The organism is Rahnella sp. BIGb0236 (genome assembly GCF_004364755.1).
GTDB lineage: Bacteria > Pseudomonadota > Gammaproteobacteria > Enterobacterales > Enterobacteriaceae > Rahnella > Rahnella victoriana.
The window spans coordinates 131,530-156,735 of record NZ_SOAO01000008.1 but is presented as its reverse complement, the minus strand read 5'-3'; the positions used below and the strand labels follow the sequence as shown (position 1 = coordinate 156,735).

23 protein-coding genes are annotated in these 25,206 nt (G+C 53.6%); 10 read left to right on the top strand and 13 right to left on the bottom strand.

The features are described 5' to 3' along the window. The first annotated feature begins 35 nt into the window (after positions 1 to 35). The 5 genes from anmK to pdxY all read left to right on the top strand — a co-directional run bounded on the left by anmK (position 36) and on the right by pdxY (position 4,728). Positions 36 to 1,154, top strand: a complete 1,119-nt coding sequence (gene anmK, locus EDF78_RS17045) for an anhydro-N-acetylmuramic acid kinase (protein ID WP_119826243.1) — start codon at positions 36 to 38, stop codon at positions 1,152 to 1,154. Between the two features lie 84 nt (positions 1,155 to 1,238). Further along, positions 1,239 to 1,550, top strand: a complete 312-nt coding sequence (locus EDF78_RS17040) for an MliC family protein (protein WP_095921482.1) — start codon at positions 1,239 to 1,241, stop codon at positions 1,548 to 1,550. 111 nt (positions 1,551 to 1,661) lie between these two features. Beyond that, entirely contained in the window at positions 1,662 to 2,327 is a 666-nt protein-coding gene (pdxH, locus tag EDF78_RS17035) for a pyridoxamine 5'-phosphate oxidase (protein WP_095921483.1), read from the top strand. 162 nt (positions 2,328 to 2,489) lie between these two features. Beyond that, positions 2,490 to 3,764 carry a tyrosine--tRNA ligase gene (gene tyrS / locus EDF78_RS17030; RefSeq protein WP_095921484.1) on the top strand — a complete coding sequence of 425 codons (1,275 nt, stop codon included), beginning with the start codon at positions 2,490 to 2,492 and terminating at the stop codon, positions 3,762 to 3,764. A 103-nt stretch (positions 3,765 to 3,867) separates the two neighbouring features. Next, positions 3,868 to 4,728, top strand: a complete 861-nt coding sequence (pdxY, locus tag EDF78_RS17025) for a pyridoxal kinase PdxY (RefSeq protein ID WP_095921485.1) — start codon at positions 3,868 to 3,870, stop codon at positions 4,726 to 4,728. Positions 4,729 to 4,803: 75 nt separating this feature from the next. On the opposite strand, the gene gstA is transcribed toward pdxY, so the two are convergent. The 5 genes from gstA to EDF78_RS17000 form a co-directional block, all read right to left on the bottom strand. Further along, positions 4,804 to 5,409, bottom strand: a complete 606-nt coding sequence (gene gstA, locus EDF78_RS17020) for a glutathione transferase GstA (RefSeq protein WP_095921486.1) — start codon at positions 5,407 to 5,409, stop codon at positions 4,804 to 4,806. Positions 5,410 to 5,581: 172 nt separating this feature from the next. Beyond that, complete coding sequence (gene dapA, locus EDF78_RS17015) at positions 5,582 to 6,448, bottom strand: 4-hydroxy-tetrahydrodipicolinate synthase (RefSeq protein WP_133823544.1); 867 nt, start codon at positions 6,446 to 6,448, stop codon at positions 5,582 to 5,584. A 124-nt stretch (positions 6,449 to 6,572) separates the two neighbouring features. Further along, on the bottom strand, positions 6,573 to 8,246 hold the full coding sequence (locus EDF78_RS17010; RefSeq protein WP_133823543.1) for a GGDEF domain-containing phosphodiesterase: 1,674 nt from the start codon (positions 8,244 to 8,246) through the stop codon (positions 6,573 to 6,575). A gap of 191 nt (positions 8,247 to 8,437) precedes the next feature. Beyond that, positions 8,438 to 9,505, bottom strand: coding sequence for a GGDEF domain-containing protein (locus EDF78_RS17005; protein WP_162928662.1), 1,068 nt, complete (start codon positions 9,503 to 9,505; stop codon positions 8,438 to 8,440). Between the two features lie 208 nt (positions 9,506 to 9,713). Continuing rightward, on the bottom strand, positions 9,714 to 9,983 hold the full coding sequence (locus EDF78_RS17000; protein ID WP_095921490.1) for a hypothetical protein: 270 nt from the start codon (positions 9,981 to 9,983) through the stop codon (positions 9,714 to 9,716). Positions 9,984 to 10,289: 306 nt separating this feature from the next. Between EDF78_RS17000 and EDF78_RS16995 the strand changes: the two genes are divergently transcribed. Both EDF78_RS16995 and EDF78_RS16990 read left to right on the top strand, forming a co-directional pair. Then, on the top strand, positions 10,290 to 11,321 hold the full coding sequence (locus EDF78_RS16995; RefSeq protein ID WP_095925102.1) for an AraC family transcriptional regulator: 1,032 nt from the start codon (positions 10,290 to 10,292) through the stop codon (positions 11,319 to 11,321). A 165-nt stretch (positions 11,322 to 11,486) separates the two neighbouring features. Beyond that, on the top strand, positions 11,487 to 13,382 hold the full coding sequence (locus tag EDF78_RS16990; protein WP_095921491.1) for a diguanylate cyclase: 1,896 nt from the start codon (positions 11,487 to 11,489) through the stop codon (positions 13,380 to 13,382). A gap of 94 nt (positions 13,383 to 13,476) precedes the next feature. Here the strand turns inward: EDF78_RS16990 and dtpA are convergent, their stop codons facing one another. The 8 genes from dtpA to pspF all read right to left on the bottom strand — a co-directional run bounded on the left by dtpA (position 13,477) and on the right by pspF (position 23,579). After that, positions 13,477 to 14,988 carry a dipeptide/tripeptide permease DtpA gene (gene dtpA, locus EDF78_RS16985; protein WP_095921492.1) on the bottom strand — a complete coding sequence of 504 codons (1,512 nt, stop codon included), beginning with the start codon at positions 14,986 to 14,988 and terminating at the stop codon, positions 13,477 to 13,479. Between the two features lie 582 nt (positions 14,989 to 15,570). Further along, positions 15,571 to 16,773: a peroxidase-related enzyme gene (locus EDF78_RS16980; protein WP_119826235.1), complete on the bottom strand. Its 1,203-nt coding sequence runs from the start codon at positions 16,771 to 16,773 to the stop codon at positions 15,571 to 15,573. A 129-nt stretch (positions 16,774 to 16,902) separates the two neighbouring features. Further along, positions 16,903 to 17,712 (bottom strand): putrescine export ABC transporter ATP-binding protein SapF, encoded by an 810-nt coding sequence (gene sapF, locus EDF78_RS16975; protein ID WP_095921494.1) that lies wholly within the window; start codon positions 17,710 to 17,712, stop codon positions 16,903 to 16,905. Next, positions 17,712 to 18,704, bottom strand: a complete 993-nt coding sequence (gene sapD / locus EDF78_RS16970; protein WP_095921495.1) for a putrescine export ABC transporter ATP-binding protein SapD — start codon at positions 18,702 to 18,704, stop codon at positions 17,712 to 17,714. Before sapD ends, sapF begins: the two co-directional genes overlap by 1 nt. Beyond that, entirely contained in the window at positions 18,704 to 19,594 is an 891-nt protein-coding gene (gene sapC, locus EDF78_RS16965; RefSeq protein WP_095921496.1) for a putrescine export ABC transporter permease SapC, read from the bottom strand. Before sapC ends, sapD begins: the two co-directional genes overlap by 1 nt. Next, positions 19,581 to 20,546: a putrescine export ABC transporter permease SapB gene (sapB, locus tag EDF78_RS16960; RefSeq protein WP_095921555.1), complete on the bottom strand. Its 966-nt coding sequence runs from the start codon at positions 20,544 to 20,546 to the stop codon at positions 19,581 to 19,583. The genes sapC and sapB overlap by 14 nt, the downstream gene beginning before the upstream one ends. Beyond that, entirely contained in the window at positions 20,543 to 22,207 is a 1,665-nt protein-coding gene (gene sapA, locus EDF78_RS16955) for an ABC transporter substrate-binding protein SapA (protein ID WP_133823542.1), read from the bottom strand. The genes sapB and sapA overlap by 4 nt, the downstream gene beginning before the upstream one ends. 364 nt (positions 22,208 to 22,571) lie before the next feature. Continuing rightward, a complete protein-coding gene (gene pspF / locus EDF78_RS16950; protein WP_133823541.1) occupies positions 22,572 to 23,579 on the bottom strand; it encodes a phage shock protein operon transcriptional activator in 1,008 nt (335 codons plus the stop codon). Between the two features lie 233 nt (positions 23,580 to 23,812). Here pspF and pspA point away from each other — a divergent pair, with 233 nt between their 5' ends. The 3 genes from pspA to pspC all read left to right on the top strand — a co-directional run bounded on the left by pspA (position 23,813) and on the right by pspC (position 25,160). Beyond that, complete coding sequence (gene pspA / locus EDF78_RS16945) at positions 23,813 to 24,484, top strand: phage shock protein PspA (RefSeq protein ID WP_133823540.1); 672 nt, start codon at positions 23,813 to 23,815, stop codon at positions 24,482 to 24,484. A gap of 89 nt (positions 24,485 to 24,573) precedes the next feature. Next, entirely contained in the window at positions 24,574 to 24,801 is a 228-nt protein-coding gene (pspB, locus tag EDF78_RS16940; RefSeq protein ID WP_013576050.1) for an envelope stress response membrane protein PspB, read from the top strand. Continuing rightward, positions 24,801 to 25,160, top strand: a complete 360-nt coding sequence (pspC, locus tag EDF78_RS16935) for an envelope stress response membrane protein PspC (RefSeq protein ID WP_095921559.1) — start codon at positions 24,801 to 24,803, stop codon at positions 25,158 to 25,160. The genes pspB and pspC overlap by 1 nt, the downstream gene beginning before the upstream one ends. Positions 25,161 to 25,206 lie beyond the last annotated feature (46 nt).

Below are 25,206 nucleotides of genomic sequence, written 5' to 3'. Positions count from 1 at the left end.
TCGGACACTTTTCTCGGGAGTTTAGGATGTTATCTATGAAGTCAGGTCGCTATATCGGGGTCATGTCCGGCACCAGCCTCGACGGTGTTGACGTCGTGCTGGCCGCGATTGATGAACGTATGGTCGCGCAACAGGCCAGTTATTCGCATCCTATTCCCCCTGCGCTGAAAAATGCCATCCTCAGTATGTGTCAGGGGCAACAGGTGACTCTCGAACAGGTCGGCACGCTGGATACCCAACTGGGAATATTATTCGGTGAAGCGATCCTCGGGTTGCTGAAAAGCGCCAATATTGCCCCTGAAGAGGTGACGGCGATTGGCTGTCACGGACAGACCGTCTGGCATCAGCCAAAAGGCGAAGTGACGTTCTCGATGCAACTGGGGGATAACAACCGTATCGCCGCCATGACCGGTATCACTACCGTCGGCGATTTCCGCCGTCGCGACATGGCCTGGGGCGGGCAGGGCGCACCGCTGGTTCCGGCTTTCCATCAGGCGCTGTTGTCGGATCCGGCAGAGCGGCGGATGATCCTCAATATCGGCGGCATCGCGAACCTGTCGATGCTGCTGCCGGGCCAGCCGGTACGCGGCTATGACACCGGGCCGGGCAATATGCTGATGGATGCGTGGATCTGGCGTCATCGGGCCAAACCTTATGACAAAAACGCTGAATGGGCCATGCAGGGACGGGTGAATTTGCGTCTGTTGCAACAGATGCTGTCAGATCCTTACTTTGCTGAGCCCGCGCCAAAAAGCACCGGACGGGAATATTTCAACGCCGCGTGGCTGGAAAAACAGCTGTCACGCGTCCCGGAAATTCCTGCGGCGGATGTACAGGCCACCCTCGCCGAACTGACAGCGGTCAGCATCGCCGAGCAGGTTCAGCTGGCGGGCGGTTGTGATCGCCTGATGGTCTGCGGCGGCGGCGCGCGCAATCCGCTGCTGATGGCGCGGATGTCCGCCATGCTGCCCGGCACGGAAGTCTGTACTACCGATGCCTGCGGTATCAGTGGTGATGACATGGAAGCGCTGGCCTTCGCCTGGCTGGCGTTCAGGACGTTATCCGGCCAGTCGGGTAATCTTCCGTCGGTGACCGGCGCAAGCCGTGAAACGCTGCTGGGGGCGATATATCCGGTAGTTTCCACCCGCGCCTGATGCGTTCTCGGTTTTATCTCAATGTGCTGCGCCTGCGGGCGTGGTACATACAAGAGATAAACGAAGACCATCAGGGAGTACGGAATGAAAAAGGCGATTATCGCTTCTTTAGCAGGGTTAACGCTGGCCGGGTGTAGCCAGTTTGGACATCAGACGGAAAGCCCGACAACCGAATTGCATTACCAGTGCGGCACATTGCCGCTCACCGTTACGCTGAACAAACCGGCGCAACAGGTGGATATGGTCCTCGATGGCGAGCAGCTGAAACTGAAACAAGTTGAAGCGGCGTCCGGCACCCGTTACAGCGATGGCCGTTATACCTTCTGGTCGAAAGGCAATCAGGCGTTTGTGCAGCGCGGTGAGAACGTCATCATTGATGACTGCGTGCAACAATAGAATTTATCCCCTCCGCTTTACCTTTCTTACGCCCCGCGTCAGGAACATTGAGATCCTGACGCGGCGGGTGCACAATGCGTTTACCTTTCTTTGATACGCAACTGAATCCATATGTCTGATAACAAAGAGTTTGATATCGCGGACTCGCGCCGTGAATACACCCGTGGCGGGCTACGTCGTGCAGATTTAACCCCGGAGCCGCTGCCTTTGTTTGAACACTGGCTGAAACAGGCCTGTGATGCCCGTCTGGCAGACCCGACGGCGATGGTGGTGGCGACGGTGGATGAGCGCGGACAACCTTTCCAGCGTATCGTGTTGCTCAAGCACTATGATGAAAAGGGACTGGTGTTCTACACCAATCTGGGCAGCCGTAAGGCGCAGCAACTGGCAAACAATTCCCGCATCAGCCTGTTGTTCCCGTGGCATATGCTGGACCGGCAGGTGATCGTGCTCGGCCAGGCAGAACGCCTGTCGACGCTGGAAGTGATGAAATACTTCACCAGCCGCCCGAAAGACAGCCAGATCGGCGCGTGGGTTTCACAGCAATCCAGCCGGATTTCGGCGCGTGGCGTACTGGAAAGCAAATTCCTCGAACTGAAACAAAAATTCAGCAATGGCGAAGTGCCGTTGCCAAGTTTCTGGGGTGGATTCCGCGTCAAAGTGGATTCGATGGAATTCTGGCAGGGGGGCGAACATCGCCTGCACGATCGTTTCATCTATCAGCGTGACGAAGCAGAAACCGAAACTGGCTGGAAAATAGACCGCCTCGCACCTTAACCACGAAAAAAGACGCGATTTCCTAGCGCTCTGACGACGGGCGCTTTATTCTATGTCGTTCCCCGTAAAGGTGAGAGAAAAGGCACATGCGCGGCATGATGTCAGACATGAATCTGCACACATTCAGTACATATTTCTGAGTACAAACAAACGGAGTCTTTGATGGCGAGCAGCAACCTGATTAAACAATTGCAAGAGCGGGGCCTCATTGCCCAGGTGACGGATGAAGAAGCGTTAGCAGAGCGACTGGCGCAAGGGCCAATTGCACTCTATTGCGGTTTCGATCCTACCGCAGACAGCTTGCATTTGGGACATCTGGTGCCTTTGCTTTGCCTGAAACGCTTCCAGCTCAACGGGCACAAGCCTGTGGCGCTGGTGGGCGGCGCGACCGGTCTTATCGGCGATCCGAGCTTTAAAGCCACCGAGCGTAAGCTGAACACCAATGAAACCGTGAACGAATGGGTAGAAAAAATCCGCCAGCAGGTTTCGCCGTTCCTGGATTTCAGCTGTGGTGAAAACAGCGCCATCACCGCCAATAACTATGACTGGTTTGGCGGCATGAACGTGCTGACCTTCCTGCGTGATATCGGTAAACACTTCTCTGTTAACCAGATGATCAACAAAGAAGCGGTGAAACAGCGTCTGAACCGCGACGACAGCGGCATCTCCTTCACGGAGTTCTCTTACAATCTGTTGCAGGGTTACGATTTTGCTTCCCTGTACGATCTGCACAAAGTCGAGCTGCAAATCGGCGGTTCCGATCAGTGGGGTAACATCACCTCCGGTATCGACCTGACCCGCCGTCTGCACCAGAAACAAGTGTTCGGCCTGACCGTTCCGCTGATCACTAAATCTGACGGCACGAAATTCGGTAAAACCGAAGGTGGCGCAGTGTGGCTGGATCCGAAGAAAACCAGCCCGTACAAATTCTACCAGTTCTGGATCAACACCGCGGATGCCGATGTTTACCGCTTCCTGAAGTTCTTCACCTTCATGAGCATTGAAGACATCAATGCGCTGGAAGAAGAAGACAAAACCAGCGGCAAAGCGCCTCGCGCGCAGTACGTTCTGGCGGAAGAAGTGACCGGTATGGTCCACGGCGCAGAAGGACTGGCCGCGGCAAAACGCATCACCCAGAGCCTGTTCTCCGGTTCCCTGAGCGAAATGACCGAAGTCGATTTTGGTCAGCTGGCGCAGGACGGCCTGGAACTGTTTGAAGTACCGCGTGACACCGACCTGCAACAGGCGCTGGTGATTGCCGGTATGGCACCGTCTAAAGGTCAGGCGCGCACGATGATCTCGTCCAACGCGGTGTCAGTGAACGGCGAGAAACAGACCGATACCGAATACAGCTTCACCGACAGCGATCGTCTGTTTGGTCGTTACACCTTGCTACGTCGCGGTAAAAAGAACTACACCTTATTGCTCTGGGCATAAATTTTCGTCCGGCCGGGCGGGAGGCTGAAAAGTCTCCCGTTCTTGTTCCTTGATCACAGCTATTCCGCCATCTCCCCCGATGACGTTGCAATCGGAAATCCTCATGAAAAGCATTCTTTCTATCCAGTCACATACCGTTTTTGGGCACGCGGGTAACAGCGCGGCAGAATTCCCTATGCGTCGTATGGGAGCAAACGTTTGGCCGCTGAATACCGTTCAGTTTTCCAATCATACCCAGTACGGACACTGGACCGGCTGCGTGATGCCCGCCGCACATCTGACAGAAATCGCGCAGGGAATTGCGGAAATTGACCGTCTGAAGGATTGCGACGCGGTACTGAGCGGTTATATCGGTTCGCCGGAGCAAGGGCAGAGCATTCTGGAGATTGTCCGTCTGGTGAAAGCCGCCAATCCTGATGCCTGGTATTTTTGTGATCCGGTCATGGGGCATCCTGAAAAAGGCTGTATCGTGGCACCGGGCGTGGCCGAATTCCATTGCAATCAGGCGCTGGTGAATTGCGACATCATCGCGCCAAACCTGCTGGAGCTGGAGCTGCTCAGCGGCCATGCCGTTGCCAGCGTAGAAGAGGCGGTCAGTACCGCCCGCGAACTGATCAGCAAAGGCCCGAAAGTTGTGCTGGTGAAACATTTAAGCCGTGCCGGTTATCACAGCGACCGTTTCGAGATGCTGCTGGTCACCGCTGATGAAGCCTGGCATATCGACCGTCCGCTGGTGGATTTTGGCGTACGTCAGCCGGTGGGTGTTGGCGATCTGACCAGCGGATTATTGCTGGTAAATCTGCTGAAAGGCGAGGCGCTGGATAAAGCGCTGGAACACGTCACGGCGGCGGTTTATGAAGTGATGCTGACCACGCACGCGATGGGTGAATACGAGCTGCAAATTGTGGCGGCGCAGGACAAAATGGTTAAACCTGAGCACCATTTCCCGGCGGTAAAACTGTAAGATTTGCCTCCATAAAAAACGCCCCGGGCTATGAAAGACGGGGCGTTTTTGTGGATGCTTTACAGGCTCAGGAAATTACTTCAGGCCTTCAGCCGTCAGCGCCGCATCAACGGCCGGACGCGCTGCAACACGTTCCAGATAAGCATTCAGTTCGGTCAGCGCAGTCAGGTCAAACTTCAGCGCCTTCGCCCAGCCCATCACCGTGAACAGATAGGCATCCGCAACGCTGAAACGGGCACCCAGCAGGAAGTGATTGCCTTTCAGAGACTCATTCACGTAAGCAAATTTCTTGCTCAGTGCTTCGCGGGTCAGCGCCTTAAACTCTTCCGGTGCTTTTGGATTGAACAACGGCGAGAAACCCTTGTGCAGTTCAGTCGCGATATAGTTCAGCCATTCCAGCGCGTGATAACGGGCTGGCGTTCCCTGTTCCGGCATCAGCTGGCGGTCAGGTTTCTGGTCAGCCAGATACTGCACGATAGCCACGCCTTCGGTGAGAATACTGCCATCATTGAGCAGCAGCGTCGGGATCTGGCCTTTCGGGTTAACGGCGAGGAAGTCATCACCGGTTTCGGTTTTCTTGGTCGCCAGATCGACTTTCTCGATGCTGAAGTCCAGACCCGCTTCACGCAGGACGATATGTGGCGAAAGGGAACAGGCACCGGATTTATAATACAGTTTCATAAACACTCCATTGGATGAGCAACCCGGCAGAACCCGCGAAACATTCCGGTTCCGCGGGGCAGCGACAGGCTTATATAAAATCTGCTTCTATCCTAGAACTGGCGGGCACAAATGTCAGCGTTTTAATTGTGACAGTGCGTCCGGGTGCGCAGATTCTAAAGTACGGGCTCCCTCAGCGGGTATGCTGATTCAGAAAATCCCGCACCGCCACTTCAACATTTTCCGGCGCTGGCAGCATGGGTGAGCGCAACTCATTATTCATCAGGCCATCCAGCGATAAGGCGTATTTAATGGCCGCCGGGTTCGGGGCTGAGAACATCAGGCGGATCATCGGCAGCAGCCCGAAGAAGGTTTTACGCGCGGCAACAATATCCTGCTCCCTGAACTGGCGGATCAGCTGAACAAATTCTTCCGGGAAAATATGCGATGACGCAGCAATCGCGCCCGCACCGCCCAGACTCAGGGTGGAAAATATCTGCACGTCCTCACCACACAACACATCCAGTTCCCCGTCACCAATCAGCGAAAGCGTCAGGTCGATACTGCCGCCACAATCTTTCACGGCGGTAATGCGCGGATGTTTAGCCAGCTGGCGGAAGGTCTCAAGTTCCATATGCACGCCGGTACGGTAGGGGATGTTGTACAACACCACCGGCACCGTGGCGCGGTCGGCAATTTCATTAAACCAGGCCACCAGCGCAGGCTGAGAAGGGCGTAGGTAATACGGCGCGGGGATCAGCAGACCGGCAACCGGGCGGCATTGGATCGCCTCCTGCATGTCGCGGATAACCGGCATGTGCGTGCCGGACAGTCCCATGATCACCTGATGACCCGGCACGATTTCCAGTACCGCATCCAGCACCTGCAACTGTTCTTCTTTGGTGAGCATCGGCGCTTCACCGGTGGTCCCGCAAACGACAACACCATCAACGCCCCGTTTGAGCAGCCGGGTGCACAATGATTTCAATGCGCTAAAGTCGATCTCACCCTGACGGAAAGGCGTGACCAGCGGGACCCAGATACCTGAAAACGATGACATGATGTAATTCCTTAAACGGCGTGATTTATCAGCCTCGGATCATGTCAGTAAAACAGGGACGAGCGCCAATTGAATGAATTAATAAGGTGTTTTGAGTTATCTATGGTGCTAATGAATGCAGGGGTCAGGTACCGGCCAGCATATTCATTTCATTGCTGAGTAAGGTACTTAATACTTCAACCGGCACCGGGCGTGAAAAAAGATAACCCTGAAGATGGGAGCAACCTGCTGATACTAAAAAGGATTTTTGCAGCTGATTTTCAACGCCTTCGGCAATCACATTGAGATGCATTTTATTGCCCAACTGCGAGACGGCAGAAACGATGGCGGCAGTATCGTTCACTTCTGTGACGTACTGCACAAACGAACGGTCGATTTTTACACTGTCCACCGAGATATCTTTCAGCAAACTGAGGCTGGAGTAACCGGTGCCGAAATCATCGAGGGAAATTTTCACCCCGGCTTTACGTAACGTCGCCAGATGGCTGAGGCTGACCGGGTTGGCATTCATAACCGATGTTTCGGTGAGTTCAAGTTCCAGCCGCGATGGCGGGAAATCCTCTTCCGCCAGAACTGCCAGAATGCGGGGGCCGAAATCAGGTTCGCCCAGTTGCACCGCAGAGACGTTGATCGCCAGATTCAGCTTGCCGAAGGTTTTGATATCCCGGCATGCCTGACGCAGAACAATTTCCCCAAGCTGGATCACCAGCCCGGTTTCTTCAGCCAGCGCAATAAACTGAACCGGCGAGACCTGTCCCAGCACCCCATGATTCCAGCGCGCCAGTGCTTCGACACATACCACTTTTTCGTCGCGGCTGCGTAAAATCGGCTGATAGACGCAGGAAAGATCGCCTTCTTTAGCCAGCGATTCGGCCAGCGCCTTCACCATGATGCGTTTGCTGACGCTGCTGGCATCGAGCAGTTCCGAGTAAAACGAAAACATATTTTTGCCGCGCTGCTTGGCTTCCAGCAACGCCGTGTTGCCGCGTCGCATGATTTCGCCTGCGGTAATGTTCTCTGCACCAAACATCACGATACCGAATGAAATGGTGATCATCGGGTTGGCGCGCGTCAGGGTAAACGGCTGGCGCATCATCACCAGAATTTCCAGCGCCAGATTATTGGCCATTTCACTGCTCGGGCTGTTGCGCAAGATAATGGAGAATTCATCGCCGCCGATGCGTGACACCGTGCCGCTGTTGCCGACTTCATTACGCAGACGCTGACCGAATTCACACAGGATCGCATCGCCCGCCTGATAACCGTAGGTGTCGTTGATATAGTTAAAATCGTTCAAATTCAGCAGGAAGAGGGCGTACGGCTCGGGGCGATACATGCGCTGTGCCGCAATCTGGCTCAGCTCTTCGTTCAGTGCGGTGCGGTTTGGCAGGCCGGTTAACACATCGTGGCGGGCAAGGTAACGGATTTGCGCTTCTGAACTGCGTAACAACGAAATATCCATAATGGAGGTCAGAATAAAATGCCGGGTCTCCAGAGTGACGCGGGATTTACGCACCAGCACATTGCGCCGTTTACCTGACGGATCCACCAGTGTTTCTTCATTAACGGTTTTTTCACCGGTTTCCAGTACTTCGATATCGCGCTGGCGCTGCCGTGCCGCTTGTTCAGTATCCGTAAAAAAAGACACATCCTGACCAATCAACTCTTCCCGCGGACGACCATAAAATTCACTGGCTTTCTGATTAAGAAACACCAGTTTCCGCTGGTCATCTTTAAGAACCGTCGCTTCGGGAAGAGCATCAAGAACTGCCTGGCATATCGCAATATCTGTAAGCATGAGTTAACTACCCCGAGCAGAAAATGAGTGTGATGTGGCAGAGCGTGTAAGCCAGTGAACTCATCAGATTGTTTTTTGCAATTATTACTCACAATTGGATGAGAATATTACCGTTGTTTTTAAATTTTAAAATTCAATCGGTTATCACGCCCTAAGTAAGGTATTCGATATATTATTCGGGTGAATAACGATCAACTCAGTTCAATACGGTTTTTACCGGCGGATTTTGCCCGATACAAAGCATGATCTGCCTGGATTAATAAGTGCGAAATCGAATCTTGTTCCGGTTCACTGAATGCCATGCCGACACTGACCGTCATCGGGATATTATGCAGGGAATTCTGCGCCAGCTGAAAACGAATAGTTTCCGCCATTTTTATCGCCTGATCTTTGGGTTGCGTGGTCAGACAGGCAAATTCCTCACCGCCGATACGGGCAAAAATATCTTTTTTTCCCAGCGTGGAATTGACCACGTTGCAAAAGAAAACCAGCGCCGAATCGCCACCGGCATGGCCGTACTGATCATTGAGTCTTTTGAAATTATCCAGATCAAACAAGATAAGTTGTAGCGGGAATACGTTATTTTTACGCTTTCTGATCAGTTCATTACCGTATTCCAGAAATGCGCGGCGATTGCCCACGCCGGTCAGCGGGTCACGCAGGGACGCTTGCTTATAACCGAGTTGCCCGCGCTCATACACCATGGCGAGAATGATGAAAGACAGACAGATAGCGTACAGAATAGCTTCAAAAATCAGTATAGCGAAGAATCCGCTGCTATGACCGCCCGCTGTCTCCGCATAAGGAATGCCATCATCGAAGTACGGCCGGACAAGATAGAAACAGGCATGGAATAAACTCAGCGGCAGCGCGGGCCAGAACGTCACATGAAGCTGTTTGCGTGCATGCCAAAGCTCAACCGTGGTCAGCAGCGTATATCCGGCAATTAACAGCGAGCCGAGAAAAATCCGCTGGGAAAGCGCGTGATAAAAAACAGGATACAGGCAGAACAGCGCCCAGATAAGCGGCCCGGCAAACACCACGGGCAGCAGGATCCGCCGTCCGGTAAAGGTGCGCAAAGCGGCCCACAGTATGCCGTAGCAAAACAGGATGGTGATGTTGCTCAACAGCACCGGAATAATGTCATGGGCGCCTGAACGGAAGCTGCTGAGTAAGGTTCCGGCGGTAGAAAAGGCCAGCATCAGGGCGGTAAGCCCGAGCGTCGGATCCCTGCGGCCACCGATCCATGCAAACAGCATGACCCCGGTAAGCAGGATGAGAATATAAAGCTCAAAAATAAATAACGTGTAAACGTCGAGATGCATAAATTGTATGAGTTGTTATTTGCGGGTATGCCGGATGTTATTCTGACTGATAAGAGGCACCGGACAGAAACACTTTCAGTAAATTTAGGAATTTCTTTATAAACGAAGGAGGCTGGCGCGGGATAATACGGCAATAAAGCACTCAGTGATGCTTTTTGGTGCCGAATTTTTCATCCCATTCGCGGCGATAACCACGGGATTGTTTGCGGCCTTTGAGCCACAGAAAGGTGCAAACGATACAGACGCCTGCCGAGAAAACGATATTTCGCATGTCCTGATCATAAAAAATAACCAGCACACAATCGAGCGCCGCAATGATGGCAAACCATTTATGCATATGCGACTGCCTGCGGGTTTCCGCATTGATTCTTTTCAGCTGACGTCCTTCATCCAGGACCTTTCTTTTTTCCATCGCATGCTCCTGGTGATTCTCTGAGTCATTAATTTGACTTAGTTTTAATTAAGGATAGCAAACCGAAAAGTGCGGTTAACGCCGGTAATATTAACTGATCCGCAAATTATTATCGCGAATTACCTGCGGGCACAATCCGCCGGTTAACGCGGTTTACTGCCTGATTTCACAGTCTTTTAGACAGGCTTTGTGCATATCCAAAATAAGGGTCTGCGGTGAAAAAGTATTACCAATTGCTGCTGAGGATTGATTTCACAGGCTGACGTGGATTATCGTTTCGGAATTATCTTAATTTTCGGTGACAAAATGAGCGACTCCTCTTCACGCAAGATCGTTGACGGCGCCAACATTTATCAGGATTTCGAAACCCGTTTTTACGAATGGGAAGACGGAATGTCCAGTGCCGGTTTTAAACTGGAATTGCCTGACCGTCACAGGGAAGAATTTGACTGGGGCGTGACGGGCTACAACTTTGGCCGCGTCATTGGTGGCGTGCTGACCGTCAGTGAGCATGATATTAACCGCCAGTACGGCAACCTGTTTTCCATGCCGGATCACATTGTGATTTTCATCATCATCATCGGCGGCATGGAGTGCCAGTGTTATGGCGAGCGATTTATGCTTAATCAGGGAGACATCATGATTCAGGATATGTCTCAGCCGATTAAGATCCATGTATATCCGGGGGATCAGAAACCGCGCCTCGGTTCTTACCAGTACATCATTATGCCCAAGCACAGCCTGCATTTTAATGTCGACATTGCGGCACTGCACGGCAAACGCATCCCGGCCACTTCTCCGGTCAATATCATCCTGCGCAATCACTTTGCCACCATGGTGCAGGTGTTTGATCAGATGACCGAGCAGGAAGTCCTGAGCACCGGCGAAGGGGCGGCTGCCGTGTTCCTGCAAACGCTGCATCTGGTGGCGGGCAAAAAAGTGGAACACCCGTTTGAGCAGAGCGCGCGTCTTGAACGCATCTGCCTGTATATCGAAAAGCATCTGGGCAGTCCGATCAGTATCGATATTCTGTGCAAAGATTTTGGCATTTCCCGCTCCGGGCTATACCGCCTGTTTGAGCCGCTGGGGGGCATCGCGCAGTTTATCCGCAGCCGCCGTCTGTTGCTGGCGAAGCGACTGCTGCGTACGTCTTCCATGTCAGATCAGAGTCTGGCCGCCATCGCCCGCCAGTGCGGGCTGGAGCTGAGTTCGCTGCGCCGTTACTTCCATGAGTTCTACGGGGCAACGCCGTCAGAGATGCGGGAGAAATTCCGCCGTGATGCCGAGCTTTCCGGGCAGGCGGATGCCACGCATGTGAATTGGGTGAGTTCGCTTTAATCGTTTGATTTAGCCTTATTTGTTCACCAGCTGTTAAAAAAATACGCATTTCGTGATCTGTCACTATTCTGATTTTTGCCTCTCAGGGGCGGATTCAGCGCCGTCTTTTCGGACAAACACAGTAGACTTGGTGGAATATTCACCAGTAATCATTGAGAGTGCATTATGTTAGTCCCTCAACCGGCAGTAGATGAACAGGCTCGTCTTGCCATACTGGCTTCTCTGGGCATACTGGATTCCCCCAGAATTGAGGAAATCGACCGGATCACCCGGATGGCCGCTCGCCAGTTTCAGGTCAGGGCGGTGGTTGTTTCGCTGATTGATGCTGACCGGCAGTGGTTTTTGTCTCATACCGGGGTTGATATCAACCAGTCTCCCCGCGATACCTCATTTTGTGGTCACACCATTCTGGAATCCGGCCCCCTGATTGTGCGGGATGCCCGCCTCGATTTGCGTTTTCATGACAACCCGCTGGTGACCGGTGCCCCGCACATTGTGTTTTATGCGGGTTGTGCGCTGCACTCGAAAGAGGGGATCGCACTGGGCGCCATGTGTCTGATTGATGATCGGGTACGGGAATGGAGCGACGAAGACCAGCAGACGTTGACGGACATGACGGCGCTGGTGCAAAGCTACATTTTTCATCTGGAAAACCGTCAGTACACGGCGCGGGTGGAAGATAATCTGGCAAAAAGTGAAGCCCTGTTTGAACAGACATTTGCGCACGCCGCCGTCGGGTTTTCGCTTGTCGGCCTCGACTGGCGCTGGCTGCGGATCAATCCGCAGGTGTGCAATATGCTCGGGTACGCCGAATATCAGCTGCGCGCCTGCCTGCTGCATGACGTCACGCATCCCGAAGACATTTATGCCGAGAACATTCTGGTTCCCCGTTTGCTTTCCGGTGAGATCAACAGCTTCAGCGTTGAAAAACTTTTGCAACGGGCTGACGGCAGCACGCTTTGGGTGACACTGACCGCCTCGCTGGTGCGCAATCCCGCCGGTGAAGCCCATCACTACATCGTGGTCATCAACGATATTACCGAACGGAAACACATCGAACAGGCGCTGTATACGCTGCAGGAAGACCTTGAACGGCGGGTGGCGGCGCGCACCAACGAGTTACAGGTGGCGATGGATCAGTTACATCAGGAAATCGCCCAGCGGCTGACGCGTGAGCGTGAACTGACGGAAAGTAAAAACCGTCTCAGGGCGATCACCGACAACATTCCCGCGCTGATTTGCCATGTAGATGCCAGCGAGCAATACACCTTTGTGAACCATTTCCATGCAAACTGGTACGGCGTTGAGGAAACACAGGTCAGCGGGAAGACGGTCAGGGAAGTGGTCGGGGATGACAGTTATCAAAAAATTCAGCCCTACATCCGTCAGGCTTTACAGGGCATTGCTGTCAGTTACGAAATTGAGTTGCCGCATCATTCCCGTCACGGCAAAGGCGGCGTACTGCATACCACGCTGATCCCCTGCGACGATATCCGCCAGGGCTACTACGGCCTGTCGACAGACATCAGTGAGATTAAAGAATTACAGGCGCAGCTGGAATTCGAAGCCAATCACGATCCACTGACCGGCTTACCTAACCGGCGCGCGTTTCAGCAGTCCCTGATGTATGCAGCCAGACAACAAGAAAAAGCAGATAAAGACATCGCATTGCTCTTTTTGGATATTGATAATTTTAAAGCTTATAACGACACCTACGGGCACGAATTTGGTGATTTAATCCTGAAGTTCTTCGGTCATACCCTGCGCAGTCATCTGCGTTCTCAGGACGTGGTGGCGCGTCTGGCCGGGGATGAATTTACCGTTTTGCTTGGGCATCTGGTGAATACCGAAAGTGATGTCAGCCGCATTTGCATCAGCCTGATGAGCGCATTACACGCCATCGAGCGGGTGGCCGGGGTTCCGGTGGCATTATCCGCCAGCATCGGTGTGGCCGTCGGACGCGCCCGTCAGCCGCTGTTACCCGATACGCTGATGGCACGCGCCGATGCCGCGATGTACCGGGCGAAGCAGAGCGGGAAAGGGCGGTATTATTTGGGGTGAAAAACAGGGGAACGGCGGAGGGGCAGGGCGTTGCACCATAAAAAACGCCTCCCGGAGGAGGCGTTCGTCAACCATCGTCAGATTCTTTCTGCGCTTACTGCGCGGAAGCCAGTTCTGGTTGTTTTTCGTCAGTGTCGCGATCCAGCGTCATGCGGTGCAGTTTAGATGCTGTGACCAGCATCAGAACCGCAATCACGGCAGTCGCGATACCAATCTGCAGGAACACATGGCTGTAAATAGCCAGTGAAGCATGAGCATCTTCAATGTCTGAAGGCACAGCAGTCAGGTTTGCTACGTAGCCTGCGATGATCGCCGCCGCAGCGGTAGTCAGGAACCAGGCACCCATGATGAAGCCCATCAGACGCTGTGGAACCAGTTGTGCCACCATCGCCAGACCCAGACCTGAAATCATCAGCTCACCGATACTCTGCAGCGCGTAGCTCAGCACCAGCCAGTTAACAGACACGATACCCTGCTCATTCGCCAGGCTTGCACCCCACGGCAGAACCAGGAACGCACCTGAACACAGCACCATACCAATCGCAAACTTGTGCGGCATTGGCATACGGTCGCCCACTTTGGTATAGACAGCCGCCAGAATCGGGCTTGCCACCATGATCCAGAACGGGTTCAGCGCCTGGAACTGCTCAGGCTGGAAGCTGATACCCAGCAGATCATGACCCACGTTGTGGATCGCGAAGAAGTTCAGCGACGTTGGCATCTGGCTGTACAGCACGAAGAACACCACCGCTTCCATCATCAGCAGGAAGGCAACAATCATCTTACGACGTGCAATGCCCTGCATGGAGAAGGTTTCTTTCGCAAATACAATGATGATACCCACGGACACCACACCCAGAACCATACGTGCGATGGTTTGGTTATGCAGCAACCAGCTGGACAGGAACACCAGTGCCACCACGCCGACCAGAACCATCAGCAGTTTTTTGAACTGCAGCGGTGCGAAGTCTGGTTTTGAACCCTGACGTTTTACCCATTTGCGGCAGAACATGAAGTTCACGATGGTGATCAGCATACCGACCACGCTCAGGGAGAACGCGACGCTCCAGCCGTACTGCGCGGCAAGCCATGGCGTTGCCAGCATGGAGAAGAATGAGCCGATGTTCACAGACATGTAATACATGGTGAATGCGCCATCAAGACGCGGGTCATCTTTTTCGTAGCAGGTAGAAAGCAATGAGGATGGATTTGCTTTAAACAAGCCACTGCCGACGGCGATAGTCGCCATACCCAGATAAACCCAGAAGACTTCGTGGCCGGAATAGGCAACGAAGGAATAACCTAACGCCAGCACAATCGCGCCAAGCACGATCACGCGTTTTGACCCCAGCACTTTATCGCCGAGCCAGCCACCGATTGCCACGAAGCCGTAGACCAGTGCACTGAAGGAAGAGAACAGGGTGATGGAATCGGCTTCACTCAGGCCAAGCATTTTGACCAGGTAAACCGCCATGATCCCTTGCAGGCCGTAATAACCGAAACGTTCCCACAATTCGATGGAGAAGATCAGGTAAAACGCTTTTGGCTGTTTGAAGGCGTTCAGACTCACGCTTTCGTTGTTTGGTGTTTTGTTTGCAGTTGACACTCGGACCTCTGTTTATTCCTTCCGCCTTTCAGTGGCGGAAACGCATAAGTGGCGCGAAATAAGCACCCTTTGCATTGTTATAAGATGGGATGACGGCAAGTAATGTTCACTATCTTCGTAAATGAGGCAAGGAGTTTGACATATGTCGTTACATTTAACTTATCCGACCTGATTAAACTGTGTTCGAAATGTTATGCAGAATTAACGTTTATGTTTTCTAAATAGACAATGTGAATATGTTGTATGAATAATAATCCACAATGCGTTGTGGTTATTGTTTTACCGGAAAAGTCTTAAGCGGTTTTATTGTCTGGATGAAGATGAATAAACAGTGAATACATCTGCGATAACGAGGTTTTTCTGGGTTTTTATGAACGCCCGATTTGCTGCTGAAGAGCTATCAGGAACGGGTCACAGTGTAATGTGATCTGCATCGCGTTTTAACACTAAATTTCCGATTGAAAATAAGATTAGTACGACTTATGGCGGTTAAGTGGCGCGGGCATTTACAATTGTCCACTCCGGCAGGGGAATATCCTGCCGGAGAGAGGGGATTTAGCATGAAAGGAAAAGGGGGGAGAACTACGGGCTCAGCGTATCGCCCAGCGTCTGAATAAGACGATTCGACCAGCTGAACAGCGCCGTTGTCAGCAGAATATCCAGAGATTGCGTCGCCGAATAACCCGCATCTGATAATCCATGTAACTGCCGGGCATCAAACCGCTCAGGCGTGCGGGTCAGTGCCACGACCGCCTGCAATAATGCGGCCTCTTTTTTATCTGTCAGGTTTTTCGATAACGTATCGACAGCATCATCACGATGATGCTCTTCGAACAACGTGTTGATCAGCCGGTCATTACCGCCCGCTTCAAGATACAAACGTCCGTGGATGCCGGCGCAGTACAAACAACCGTTGAGTTGCGACGTCGCCACGGCAGCCAGTTCGCGCCACGCCGCTTTAGGCAGTTCGCCTGCCTGCATAATGTGATTGAACACCGCCGAGAATTCGCTCAGTGCGTCGGCATCATGCACCAGCAGGGTATAGAACGAGGAGGAGCGGGCATCCGGTGCGATCAAATCCAGCACATCCTGCTGATGCTGGCTGGCGCTTTCCGGCGCGACTTCCGGCAGCCGCGAAGTCCACTGCAACATCGCCAGTGAAAAGCCGGTTTGTTCGCAGCCTTCCGGTGACGGGAAACCGGGCAGCACGGCAGCCGCGCGGCCCCGTAAACCATTGAGCACAGCCAGCACGCGCGCCTGATAACTGACAAAACCGATCAGCTGGGTAAAGGTCACAATATCGCGGGTACTGAAACCCACGTCGTACAGCTGGTGCAGCATCGGTGTGGTGATCAGTGTCGGCTGGGTGGCAAGCAGGCGGGCGAACTGGGTAATGTGGGTCTGGCGGATGTTGCTTTCACGGGAGGCATCAGGGCTGGAGAGCGGGGCGAGGCGTGCGGCGTAATGGCTACAAAGTGTCTGCACGCCGCTGACCTGCGCGACGGTCAGTGCACTGCTCAGCCGGTCATATAAAGATAACGTTTCGGTCCGCGATACGTTCAGCGTCTCCGGGAACAGCACGTCATAGCAGGCGCGGGAAGCATGCAGCAGTCTCTGACGTTCATTAAGCAACTGACGCAGTGTCGGGTCAAGTTGCGCATCAAGGCCCAGCAGAAAGCGATCCTGAACCAACGCAGCATGCGGATCGAGCGGCAGATGACCATACTGGCTGGATTGAGTTTCATGATACCAGCCGCTGTGCGCGGCCTTGCGTTGTTGTTCCATGAACGGGTCCTTTCTTCAAGCCTGTCACTCAGGCGAATTATCAGACCCTATCGTTGCCGATACTGCTGTCGATATAAAATAATGTTAAGCGATAAATCATATCGAAAAGGAATAGATGACGTTTTAGCCTTAATTCCCGTCACGCCGCCAGGCATCGGCGGTCAGTGCTTCACCAAAGTGGCTGGAAATCAATCGCTTGGTCAGATCATGCAAGGGGGCCGCCAGCACTTCAGCGGTATTGCCGCGTTCCACCACTTCACCCTCATGCATCACCAGCACCTGATCGCTGATATGTTTCATCATGCCCAGATGCTGCGTCACATAAATGTAGGAGATCCCCTGCTTCTCCTGTAACTCGAGCATCATATTGATGATTTGCGAGCGCATCGACATGTCGAGCGAGGCCAGCGCCTCATCGGCCACAATCACTTTCGGTTGCAGGATCAGCGCCCGCGCCAGCGCCACACGTTGTTTCTGACCGGATGCCAGCATGTGCGGATAATAATTGGCGTGATCGGGCAGCATACCGACCAGACGCAAGGTCTGATTAATGCGCTGTTCACGCTGCTGGGCATCCATTTCCCCGTTCAGACGCAGCGGGGCTTCAAGCAACTGTCCGATACGCTGACGCGGATTGAGCGAGGTGCTCGGATCCTGAAAAATCATCCTGATTTGCTGGCTGCGGAAGCGGTAATCGCGAAACTCCAGCGGATGCTCATCAATCAGGATCTCGCCGCCGCTCGGCTCCACCATGCCGGACAGCATCTTCGCCAGCGTCGATTTCCCTGAGCCGTTCTCGCCAATAATCGCCAGCGTCTGTTTTTCACGCAGCGTAAAACTCACCGGCTTCACGGCATCAAGATTCATTTTGCGGAACAGTCCGGTGCGATAACGGAACGTTTTGCTCAGATTTCGGACTTCGAGCAGGGTTTCGCCCATTATTGCTCCTCCATGTTCAGCGGAAAGTGACAGGCATACGCATGGGTTTTCGCCAGCCGCAGACGCGGGGTTTCGATGCATTTTTTCTGTGCATACGGGCAACGCGGCCCGAGACGGCAGCCAATCGGCAAATGTTCCAGTGACGGAATGGCTCCCGGCAGCGTATTCAGGCGGCTCTTATGGGGCAGTGAACGCCCGAAGTCCGGCATCGCGCGGATCAGCGCCTGAGTATAAGGATGATGCGGTACCGACAGCAGTTCTTCACACACGGCGCTTTCCACTGTTTGCCCGCAATACAGCACGTTAATGCGGTTCGCCCATTTACTCATCATTTGCAGGTCGTGGCTGATCAGCAAAATCGTGGTGTTATTGTTCTGGTTGAGACGCGCCAGCAGGCGGAAAATCTGCGCCTGTGTGGTCGGTTCCATGGCGTTGGTAGGCTCATCGGCAATCAGCAGACGTGGCTGGTTCGCCAGTGCAATGGCGATCATCACTTTCTGGCATTCACCTTCGGTCAGCTCATACGGATAACTGGCCATAATGTCTTTGTGATCTTTGATGCCGACGCGGTGCAGCAACTCGATGGCGCGTTTTTTCCGCCATTTCCAGCGCTGATACCAGCGTCCTTTATACGTCCAGCCGGGAATGGCCTGAATCAGCTGACGGCCGATGTTTTCAGAAGGATCCAGACAGGACTGCGGTTCCTGAAAAATCATCGACACGTTTTGCCCGACCAGTTTGCGCCGCTCGCGTGGCGACAGCTGCAACAGGTCGATATTGTCAAAACGCATCCGGTCGGCGGTGACGCGCCAGTTGTCTTTGGTCACACCACAAATTGCTTTGGCAATCAGGCTCTTGCCTGAGCCGGATTCGCCTACCAGTCCGCGGATTTCACCGGCATTCAGGGTCATGCTGACGCGATCTACGGCTTTCACCGGACCGTCGGCAGTCATAAATTCAATGGTCAGATTGCGGATATCGAGTAACGGCATTATTCCACCCCCGCATTGATCGCCCGACGCACACCGTCACCCAGCAGGTTGATCAGCAGCACGCTAACCAGAATGGCGGCACCCGGCAACATTACCGTCCACGGCGCGACATACACCAGTTCCAGCGAGTCGCCGAGCATCGCGCCCCATTCCGGTGAAGGCAGTTGCGCGCCCAGATCGAGAAAACCTAACGCGGCGATATCCAGGATCGCCATCGATAACGCACGGGTAAATTCCGTTGCCAGCACCGCCACAATATTGGGCAACACGGCATAGCGCAGGATTTGCCAGGTCGAGGCACCGTCGAGCCTTACGGCCACCACATACTCTTTTTCCAGCTCATCGTGTACGGCGCTGTAAATCGTGCGCGAAATACGTGGCAACAACGCCAGCCAGACGGCCAGCATCGCGTGTTCCAGTTTCGGGCCGATAAAGGCCACCACCACAATCGCCAGCAGCAGGGAAGGGATCGACAACAATGTATCGAGAATATGGTTCAGGATGGCCGATTTCAGGCCACGGCTGATCCCCGCCAGTACGCCGATAATGACGCCACACAGCGAGGCCGCCAGCGTGATCACCAGCGCGCCACCGATCGTCGGCGCAGCACCGGTTAACATCCGGCTAAGTAAATCGCGCCCCAGATCGTCCGTGCCGAGGAAAAACGACACATTGCCGTAGCGCGACCAGGAAGGCGGCAGCAGCTGATAACCGAGGAACTGCTGATCGAGCGCATAAGGCGCCAGCAGATGACCGAAAATACACAGCAACAGCAGACCCAGCACGCCGTAAAAGCCGATCATCGACAGCGTGTCGCGGTAGAAAATCCCCCACGTATGGCGCAGCGGACTGGGAACCTGTTTTTCGCGGTATACATTATCGAAGGGCATACCATTCCTTATGTTTCAATGGATTCATCACCGCGCCCAGAATGTCTGACAGCACGTTAACCACAATCACCAGCGAACCGACCACCATCACACCGGCAGAAATTGCCGCGTAATCCTGCTGGCGGATGGCGTTAATCAGCCAGCGGCCGATGCCCGGCCAGTTAAAGACCACTTCGGTGATCATCGCCAGCGTCAGCATGGTCGAAAATTGCAGGCCGAGTTTAGGAATGATCGGCGGCAGCGCATTGTGCAGCACGTGGCGGCGGATAATGGTAAAGCGCGATAAACCACGGGTGGCGGCGGCTTTCACATAGTTTTTCGCCAACACATCGTCGGTGGAAATGCGCATCAGGCGGATCACTTCGGTGGTCGGTGCGACGGCCAGCGCGGCGATCGGCAAAATCATATGGCGGACGGCACTCATGATCATTTCATGGCGATAAGGTGAATCGGACAACCACGCATCCACCAGCGTCAGGCCAGTGACGGTTTTCAACTGGTAGAGCAAATCAAGACGGCCTGAGACCGGCAGCCAGCCCAGTTGCAACGAGAAGAACAGCATCAGCAACACGGCCAGCCAGAATACCGGAATCGAAAAACCGAGCAGGGCGAGGCTGCTGATGGCGACATCCGGCCATTTACCGCGCATCACCCCCGCCAGAATACCCAGCGGGATACCGACGATTAGCGCCAGCGCGAAAGCCAGCACACACAGTTCCATGGTGGCCGGAAAAACCGATTTCAGCTGATAGGTAATGCTTTCGCCATTAATGCTCGACACGCCAAAATCAAACTGGAACAGGCCGGTAAAATAAAAGTGATAGGCATCCCACAACGACGCCCCGCGCAGCGGCGCATTCGGGGTGAAATAACTCAGGCTGAACGCCACCAGACTGAGCAGAAACAGGGTGACCAGCAACAGTAAAATACGACGTAACGTGAAGATGATCATGGGGCTTTCCTTCCTTCATCATCCCGGAACACACCCGCAAACGACGAGTTGCCAAACGGGCTCAGCACCAGCCCTTTAATATCATAACGGTAGGCCTGCAGACGCAGGGAGGACGCCAGCGGCAGCACCGGTAACTCCTGCTCAAGGATTTTTTGCGCCTGCTGATAGAATTCAATGCGCTGAGAAAGTTGTTGTGACAACAGCCCCTGACGTAACAACTCATCGAATTCAGGGCTACACCAGTGAGCATAGTTGGTCTGCGAATGGATCGCCGCGCAACTGAGCATCGGGCGGAAGAAACTGTCGGGGTCGTTGCTGTCCGTCGACCAGCCGGTCAGCGTCAGATCGTGGTTCATTTCCATCAGCTTGGCTTCCTGAAAACGTCCTTCGACCGGCACAATCGTCACCCGGATGCCCACCTGTGCAAGATCGGCCTGGATCAGCTCGGCGGTTTTCAGCGGGCTGGGGTTAAAGGATTGCGACGCCGTCGGTACCCACAAATGCAGACTGAGTTTCTCCTGACCGAGATCTTTCAGTATTTGCTTCGCTTTTTCAGGATTGTATTCCGTGACCTGTGCATTGCTGTCATACGCCCAGGAGGCGCGCGGTAAAATAGAGGCGGCGGTTTCTGCCGTGCCGTAATAAATCGACTGCATCAGACGCTGGTTATTGATGGACAGCGCCACTGCCTGACGGATACGCGGATCGTTGAGCGGCGCTTTGCTGGTATTGAATGCCAGATACGCAACGTTCATGCCGGGGCGCAGGGAAAGACGCAGGCGCGGATCCTCACGCAGAATCGACAACTGACTCGCCGCCGGATAGGCCAGCACATCACACTCGCCGGTCAGCAATTTGGATAAACGCCCGGTGCCGCCGACACCCATATCAATCACCACCTGCGACATGCGCGGGGTGCCTTTCCAGTACTGGCCGTTGCGCGCCAGCCGGACGTACTGGCCGGTGCGGTATTCGCCAAGCTGGAAGGGGCCGGTACCGACCGGTTGGCGGTCGATCTCTTCTTCATTACCGGCTTTGGTCAGACGGCCGGCATATTCGGCGGAAAGCACCGGCGCATAGTGTGTCGCCAGATGCCAGAGGAACGAGGCGTCCGGGTTATTGAGGCGAAACTCAACCGTATAATCATCGAGTTTTTTGACGCTTTTCACCGTGCGGCTAAACTGCAGGCTGTCGAAATACGGGTATTCCTCGCCGTTCACTGCGTGATAGTGATTATCCGGATCGATAATGCGCTGGAAGCTGAACACCACGTCGTCGGCGTTCATTTTACGGGTCGGTGAAAACCAGCGGGTTTTCTGGAAAGGCACGTCTTTGCGCAGGTGGAAACGGTAGGTAGCGCCGTCATCCAGCACGTCCCAGCTTTGCGCCAGTTCGGGGATCAGGCGGTAGGTATAGGGGTCGACATCCAGCAGGCGATCGTATAACTGTGCTGCAAGAGTATCGATAATTAACCCGCTGCTGGCCTTCTGCGGATTAAAAGTATTGATCATGCCGTTAACGCAATAGACAAAGCCGCTCTGGCGAATATCTTTCACCGGCGTACTGACTGCCGTCGGGCTGGCGTGTTGGGGGGCAGTCTCAGCAAAAGCTGCTGTGGACAAACTGCTCAGTAAAAGCATCCACAAAGTTAGACGACGCATAAGGGCTTCAAAGTTAAGGTGCAATACCTTAAGTGTACCGTACTCTGCGAAGTACCCCAATCCATTGCGCAAAACAGCGTATGATCCTGCGGCACATCGCGCAAAAATTATCCGGACAAGGCGTAAAGCGAAATAAAGCGGAGTCCTTAATGACCTTAAGGATGTTCAATAAGTAGCCATAACGACATTGTGGTAATGAGAAATATTCTCAATAAAGTGCTTTACAGACGATACTGAGAACCATTATCATTCTTTTCACCGGACGAGAGACGGCCCGCCAGGGACGTTAACCGCGAGGTACGACATTGCTCACATTGCTTCCAGTATTACTTAGCCAGCTCGGGTGCTGGCTTTTTTTTGCCTGTTATTCAGCCACTTCCTGCGAATTCACCTGAATGGCGTGTTTCTTCAACATTCCGCGCAACTGATGATATGTCACGTTCAGCAGCTCAGCAGCCTTACGCTGGTTGAACCGCGCCTGCCGCAAAGCCTGTTCAATCAGATTCTTTTCCTGCTCCGTGACCCATTGTTTCAGATCTAAGGGTAACGTCGGCAGAGCGTCAGGCTGACTGACATCTGCCGGAACAGCTGCGCAAGTGCGCCGCGCAAAGGGGTTGAGGATAATGTTGTCGAGCGGGAAATCGCTGGTGCCGTGACGGTACATCGAACGTTCCACCACATTTTTCAGCTCGCGGATATTGCCCGGCCAGCGGTAGGCCAGCAGGGTTTCACGGGCATATTCGGTAAAGCCGGGAAATAAAGGCAATGAAAGTTCGCGGCACATCTGGATGGCGAAATGTTCGGCCAGTAACATGATGTCCTGCTGGCGTTCACGCAGAGGCGGCAACTGCACCACATCAAACGCCAGCCGGTCGAGCAGGTCGGCGCGGAATTTCCCTTCTGCGGCCAGTTGCGGTAAGTCATCGTTAGTTGCGCACACCAGCCGCACATCCACCTGCAACGGCTGGCTGCCGCCGACGCGCTCGAGATGGCCGTATTCAATCACGCGCAGCAGTTTTTCCTGCACCAGCATCGGCGCGGTCGCCAGTTCATCGAGGAACAGCGTGCCGCCGTCCGCCCGTTCAAAGCGTCCGAGATGGCGTTTTTGCGCGCCGGTAAATGCGCCCGCTTCATGACCGAACAGCTCTGAATCCAGAAGATTTTCATTGAGCGCCGCACAGTTGAGCGAAATGAACGGCCCCTGCCAGCGGGGTGACAAATAATGCAGACGGTGCGCGATCAGTTCTTTCCCGCTGCCGCGTTCGCCGGTCACCAGCACCGGTTTGTTCAGCTTCGCCAGTTGCGAGACCTGTTCCAGCACTTCGATGAAGGCATTGGCCTCGCCGAGTAAATTGTCTGTGTTATCCGTCATTTGCCTTTCCTTGTGTGGTGAAAAACACTAACACTTAGTGAAAATAATCATCTCGAAAAATAAGCATAGCAGAGACGCTATGAAAAAATTCAATTTATTCATGAAGATAATGATTTTAAAAAGTTGGCACGGATCCTGATAGAGAGTTATCGCCGCGGTAGAAAATTATCATGTGGCTTTAACCGGTAATCATTTGGCCGGAAACCAAACAGAAACAAAGAGGAATTTCGATTATGGGTATTTTTTCTCGCTTCGCTGACATCATTAACGCCAACATCAATACTTTGCTGGATAAAGCAGAAGATCCGCAAAAACTGGTTCGTCTGATGATTCAGGAAATGGAAGACACGCTGGTGGAACTGCGTTCTACCTCCGCCCGTGCGCTGGCAGAAAAGAAACAGCTGATCCGCCGTATCGATCAGGGTGAAGCCCAGCAGATTGAATGGCAGGACAAAGCCGAACTGGCGCTGCGTAAAGATAAAGACGATCTGGCCCGTGCGGCGCTGATCGAAAAGCAAAAACTGTCCGAGCTGGTCACCACGCTGAAAAACGAAGTCACCGTGGTGGAAGAAACACTGGATCGCATGAAGCCAGAAATTGGTGAACTGGAAAGCAAACTGACCGAAACCCGTGCGCGTCAGCAGGCGCTGACCTTACGCCATCAGGCGGCGGCCTCGTCGCGTGACGTTCGTCGTCAGCTCGACAGCGGTAAAATTGATGAAGCCATGGCGCGTTTTGAGCAGTTTGAACGCCGCATTGATCATATGGAAGCGGAAGCAGAAAGCGTCAGCATCGGTAAAAAGAAATCGCTGGATCAGCAGTTTGCCGAACTGAAAGCCGACGATGAAATCAGCGCACAAATCGCTGCCCTGAAAGCGAAAATGAACGGCAACCAGGACGCATAATGTTTGCCAGTAAACCTGCCTGTTCGCAGGCAGGTTGTTGCAGGATAAACGCCGTAACCGGTAATAAAAAAGACTCATAAGGAGAGACAATGAGCTTCCTGTTCTTAGCCATCCCGCTGACCATTTTCGTTTTATTCGTGGCGCCCGTCTGGTTGTGGCTTCACTACAGCAATCGCCAGCAAAATGGCAGCCAGCTCAGTCAGCATGAGATGCAAAATCTCACCAGCCTGACCCATGAAGCGCAACGTATGCGCGAACGTATTCAGGCGCTGGAAGAAATTCTTGATGCCGAACATCCGGGCTGGAGGCAATCATAATGGCGACCCGTCTGTCTGAGAAAAAACTCTACCGTGTGCCGGAAGAGGGCGTGGTAAAAGGCGTGCTGGCCGGGCTGTCGCATTATCTGGGCGTGCCGGTTAAATTGCTGCGGATTATGGCCGTATTGTCGATTTTCTTCGGCCTGTTTATGTTCACCGTTGTGGCATACATCATTCTCAGTTACGTGCTGGACCCGGTGCCTGCCAGTGAATATGACGAAGATACCGCGCCGTCGCCGCGTAATTTGCTGGAAGAAGCCGACCGCGAGCTGCAAGCCAGTGAGCAGCGTTTGCGTCAGGTCGAACGTTACGTCACCTCAGAAACCTTTGGCGTACGCAGCCGCTTCCGTCAGCTTTAACTCAGTATTATCCGCTTTGCCTCTGGTCGCCGGAAATTGCTCCGGC

Excerpts from the sequence above, each read along its gene's own strand:
- anmK (WP_119826243.1), top strand. The coding sequence starts at position 36 with ATGAAGTCAGGTCGCTATATCGGGGTCATGTCCGGCACCAGCCTCGAC.
- EDF78_RS17040 (WP_095921482.1), top strand. The coding sequence starts at position 1,239 with ATGAAAAAGGCGATTATCGCTTCTTTAGCAGGGTTAACGCTGGCCGGG.
- pdxH (WP_095921483.1), top strand. The coding sequence starts at position 1,662 with ATGTCTGATAACAAAGAGTTTGATATCGCGGACTCGCGCCGTGAATAC.
- tyrS (WP_095921484.1), top strand. The coding sequence starts at position 2,490 with ATGGCGAGCAGCAACCTGATTAAACAATTGCAAGAGCGGGGCCTCATT.
- pdxY (WP_095921485.1), top strand. The coding sequence starts at position 3,868 with ATGAAAAGCATTCTTTCTATCCAGTCACATACCGTTTTTGGGCACGCG.
- gstA (WP_095921486.1), bottom strand. The coding sequence starts at position 5,409 with ATGAAACTGTATTATAAATCCGGTGCCTGTTCCCTTTCGCCACATATC.
- dapA (WP_133823544.1), bottom strand. The coding sequence starts at position 6,448 with ATGTCATCGTTTTCAGGTATCTGGGTCCCGCTGGTCACGCCTTTCCGT.
- EDF78_RS17010 (WP_133823543.1), bottom strand. The coding sequence starts at position 8,246 with ATGCTTACAGATATTGCGATATGCCAGGCAGTTCTTGATGCTCTTCCC.
- EDF78_RS17005 (WP_162928662.1), bottom strand. The coding sequence starts at position 9,505 with ATGCTGTTTGCATGGATCGGTGGCCGCAGGGATCCGACGCTCGGGCTT.
- EDF78_RS17000 (WP_095921490.1), bottom strand. The coding sequence starts at position 9,983 with ATGGAAAAAAGAAAGGTCCTGGATGAAGGACGTCAGCTGAAAAGAATC.
- EDF78_RS16995 (WP_095925102.1), top strand. The coding sequence starts at position 10,290 with ATGAGCGACTCCTCTTCACGCAAGATCGTTGACGGCGCCAACATTTAT.
- EDF78_RS16990 (WP_095921491.1), top strand. The coding sequence starts at position 11,487 with ATGTTAGTCCCTCAACCGGCAGTAGATGAACAGGCTCGTCTTGCCATA.
- EDF78_RS16980 (WP_119826235.1), bottom strand. The coding sequence starts at position 16,773 with ATGGAACAACAACGCAAGGCCGCGCACAGCGGCTGGTATCATGAAACT.
- sapF (WP_095921494.1), bottom strand. The coding sequence starts at position 17,712 with ATGGGCGAAACCCTGCTCGAAGTCCGAAATCTGAGCAAAACGTTCCGT.
- sapD (WP_095921495.1), bottom strand. The coding sequence starts at position 18,704 with ATGCCGTTACTCGATATCCGCAATCTGACCATTGAATTTATGACTGCC.
- sapC (WP_095921496.1), bottom strand. The coding sequence starts at position 19,594 with ATGCCCTTCGATAATGTATACCGCGAAAAACAGGTTCCCAGTCCGCTG.
- sapB (WP_095921555.1), bottom strand. The coding sequence starts at position 20,546 with ATGATCATCTTCACGTTACGTCGTATTTTACTGTTGCTGGTCACCCTG.
- sapA (WP_133823542.1), bottom strand. The coding sequence starts at position 22,207 with ATGCGTCGTCTAACTTTGTGGATGCTTTTACTGAGCAGTTTGTCCACA.
- pspF (WP_133823541.1), bottom strand. The coding sequence starts at position 23,579 with ATGACGGATAACACAGACAATTTACTCGGCGAGGCCAATGCCTTCATC.
- pspA (WP_133823540.1), top strand. The coding sequence starts at position 23,813 with ATGGGTATTTTTTCTCGCTTCGCTGACATCATTAACGCCAACATCAAT.
- pspB (WP_013576050.1), top strand. The coding sequence starts at position 24,574 with ATGAGCTTCCTGTTCTTAGCCATCCCGCTGACCATTTTCGTTTTATTC.
- pspC (WP_095921559.1), top strand. The coding sequence starts at position 24,801 with ATGGCGACCCGTCTGTCTGAGAAAAAACTCTACCGTGTGCCGGAAGAG.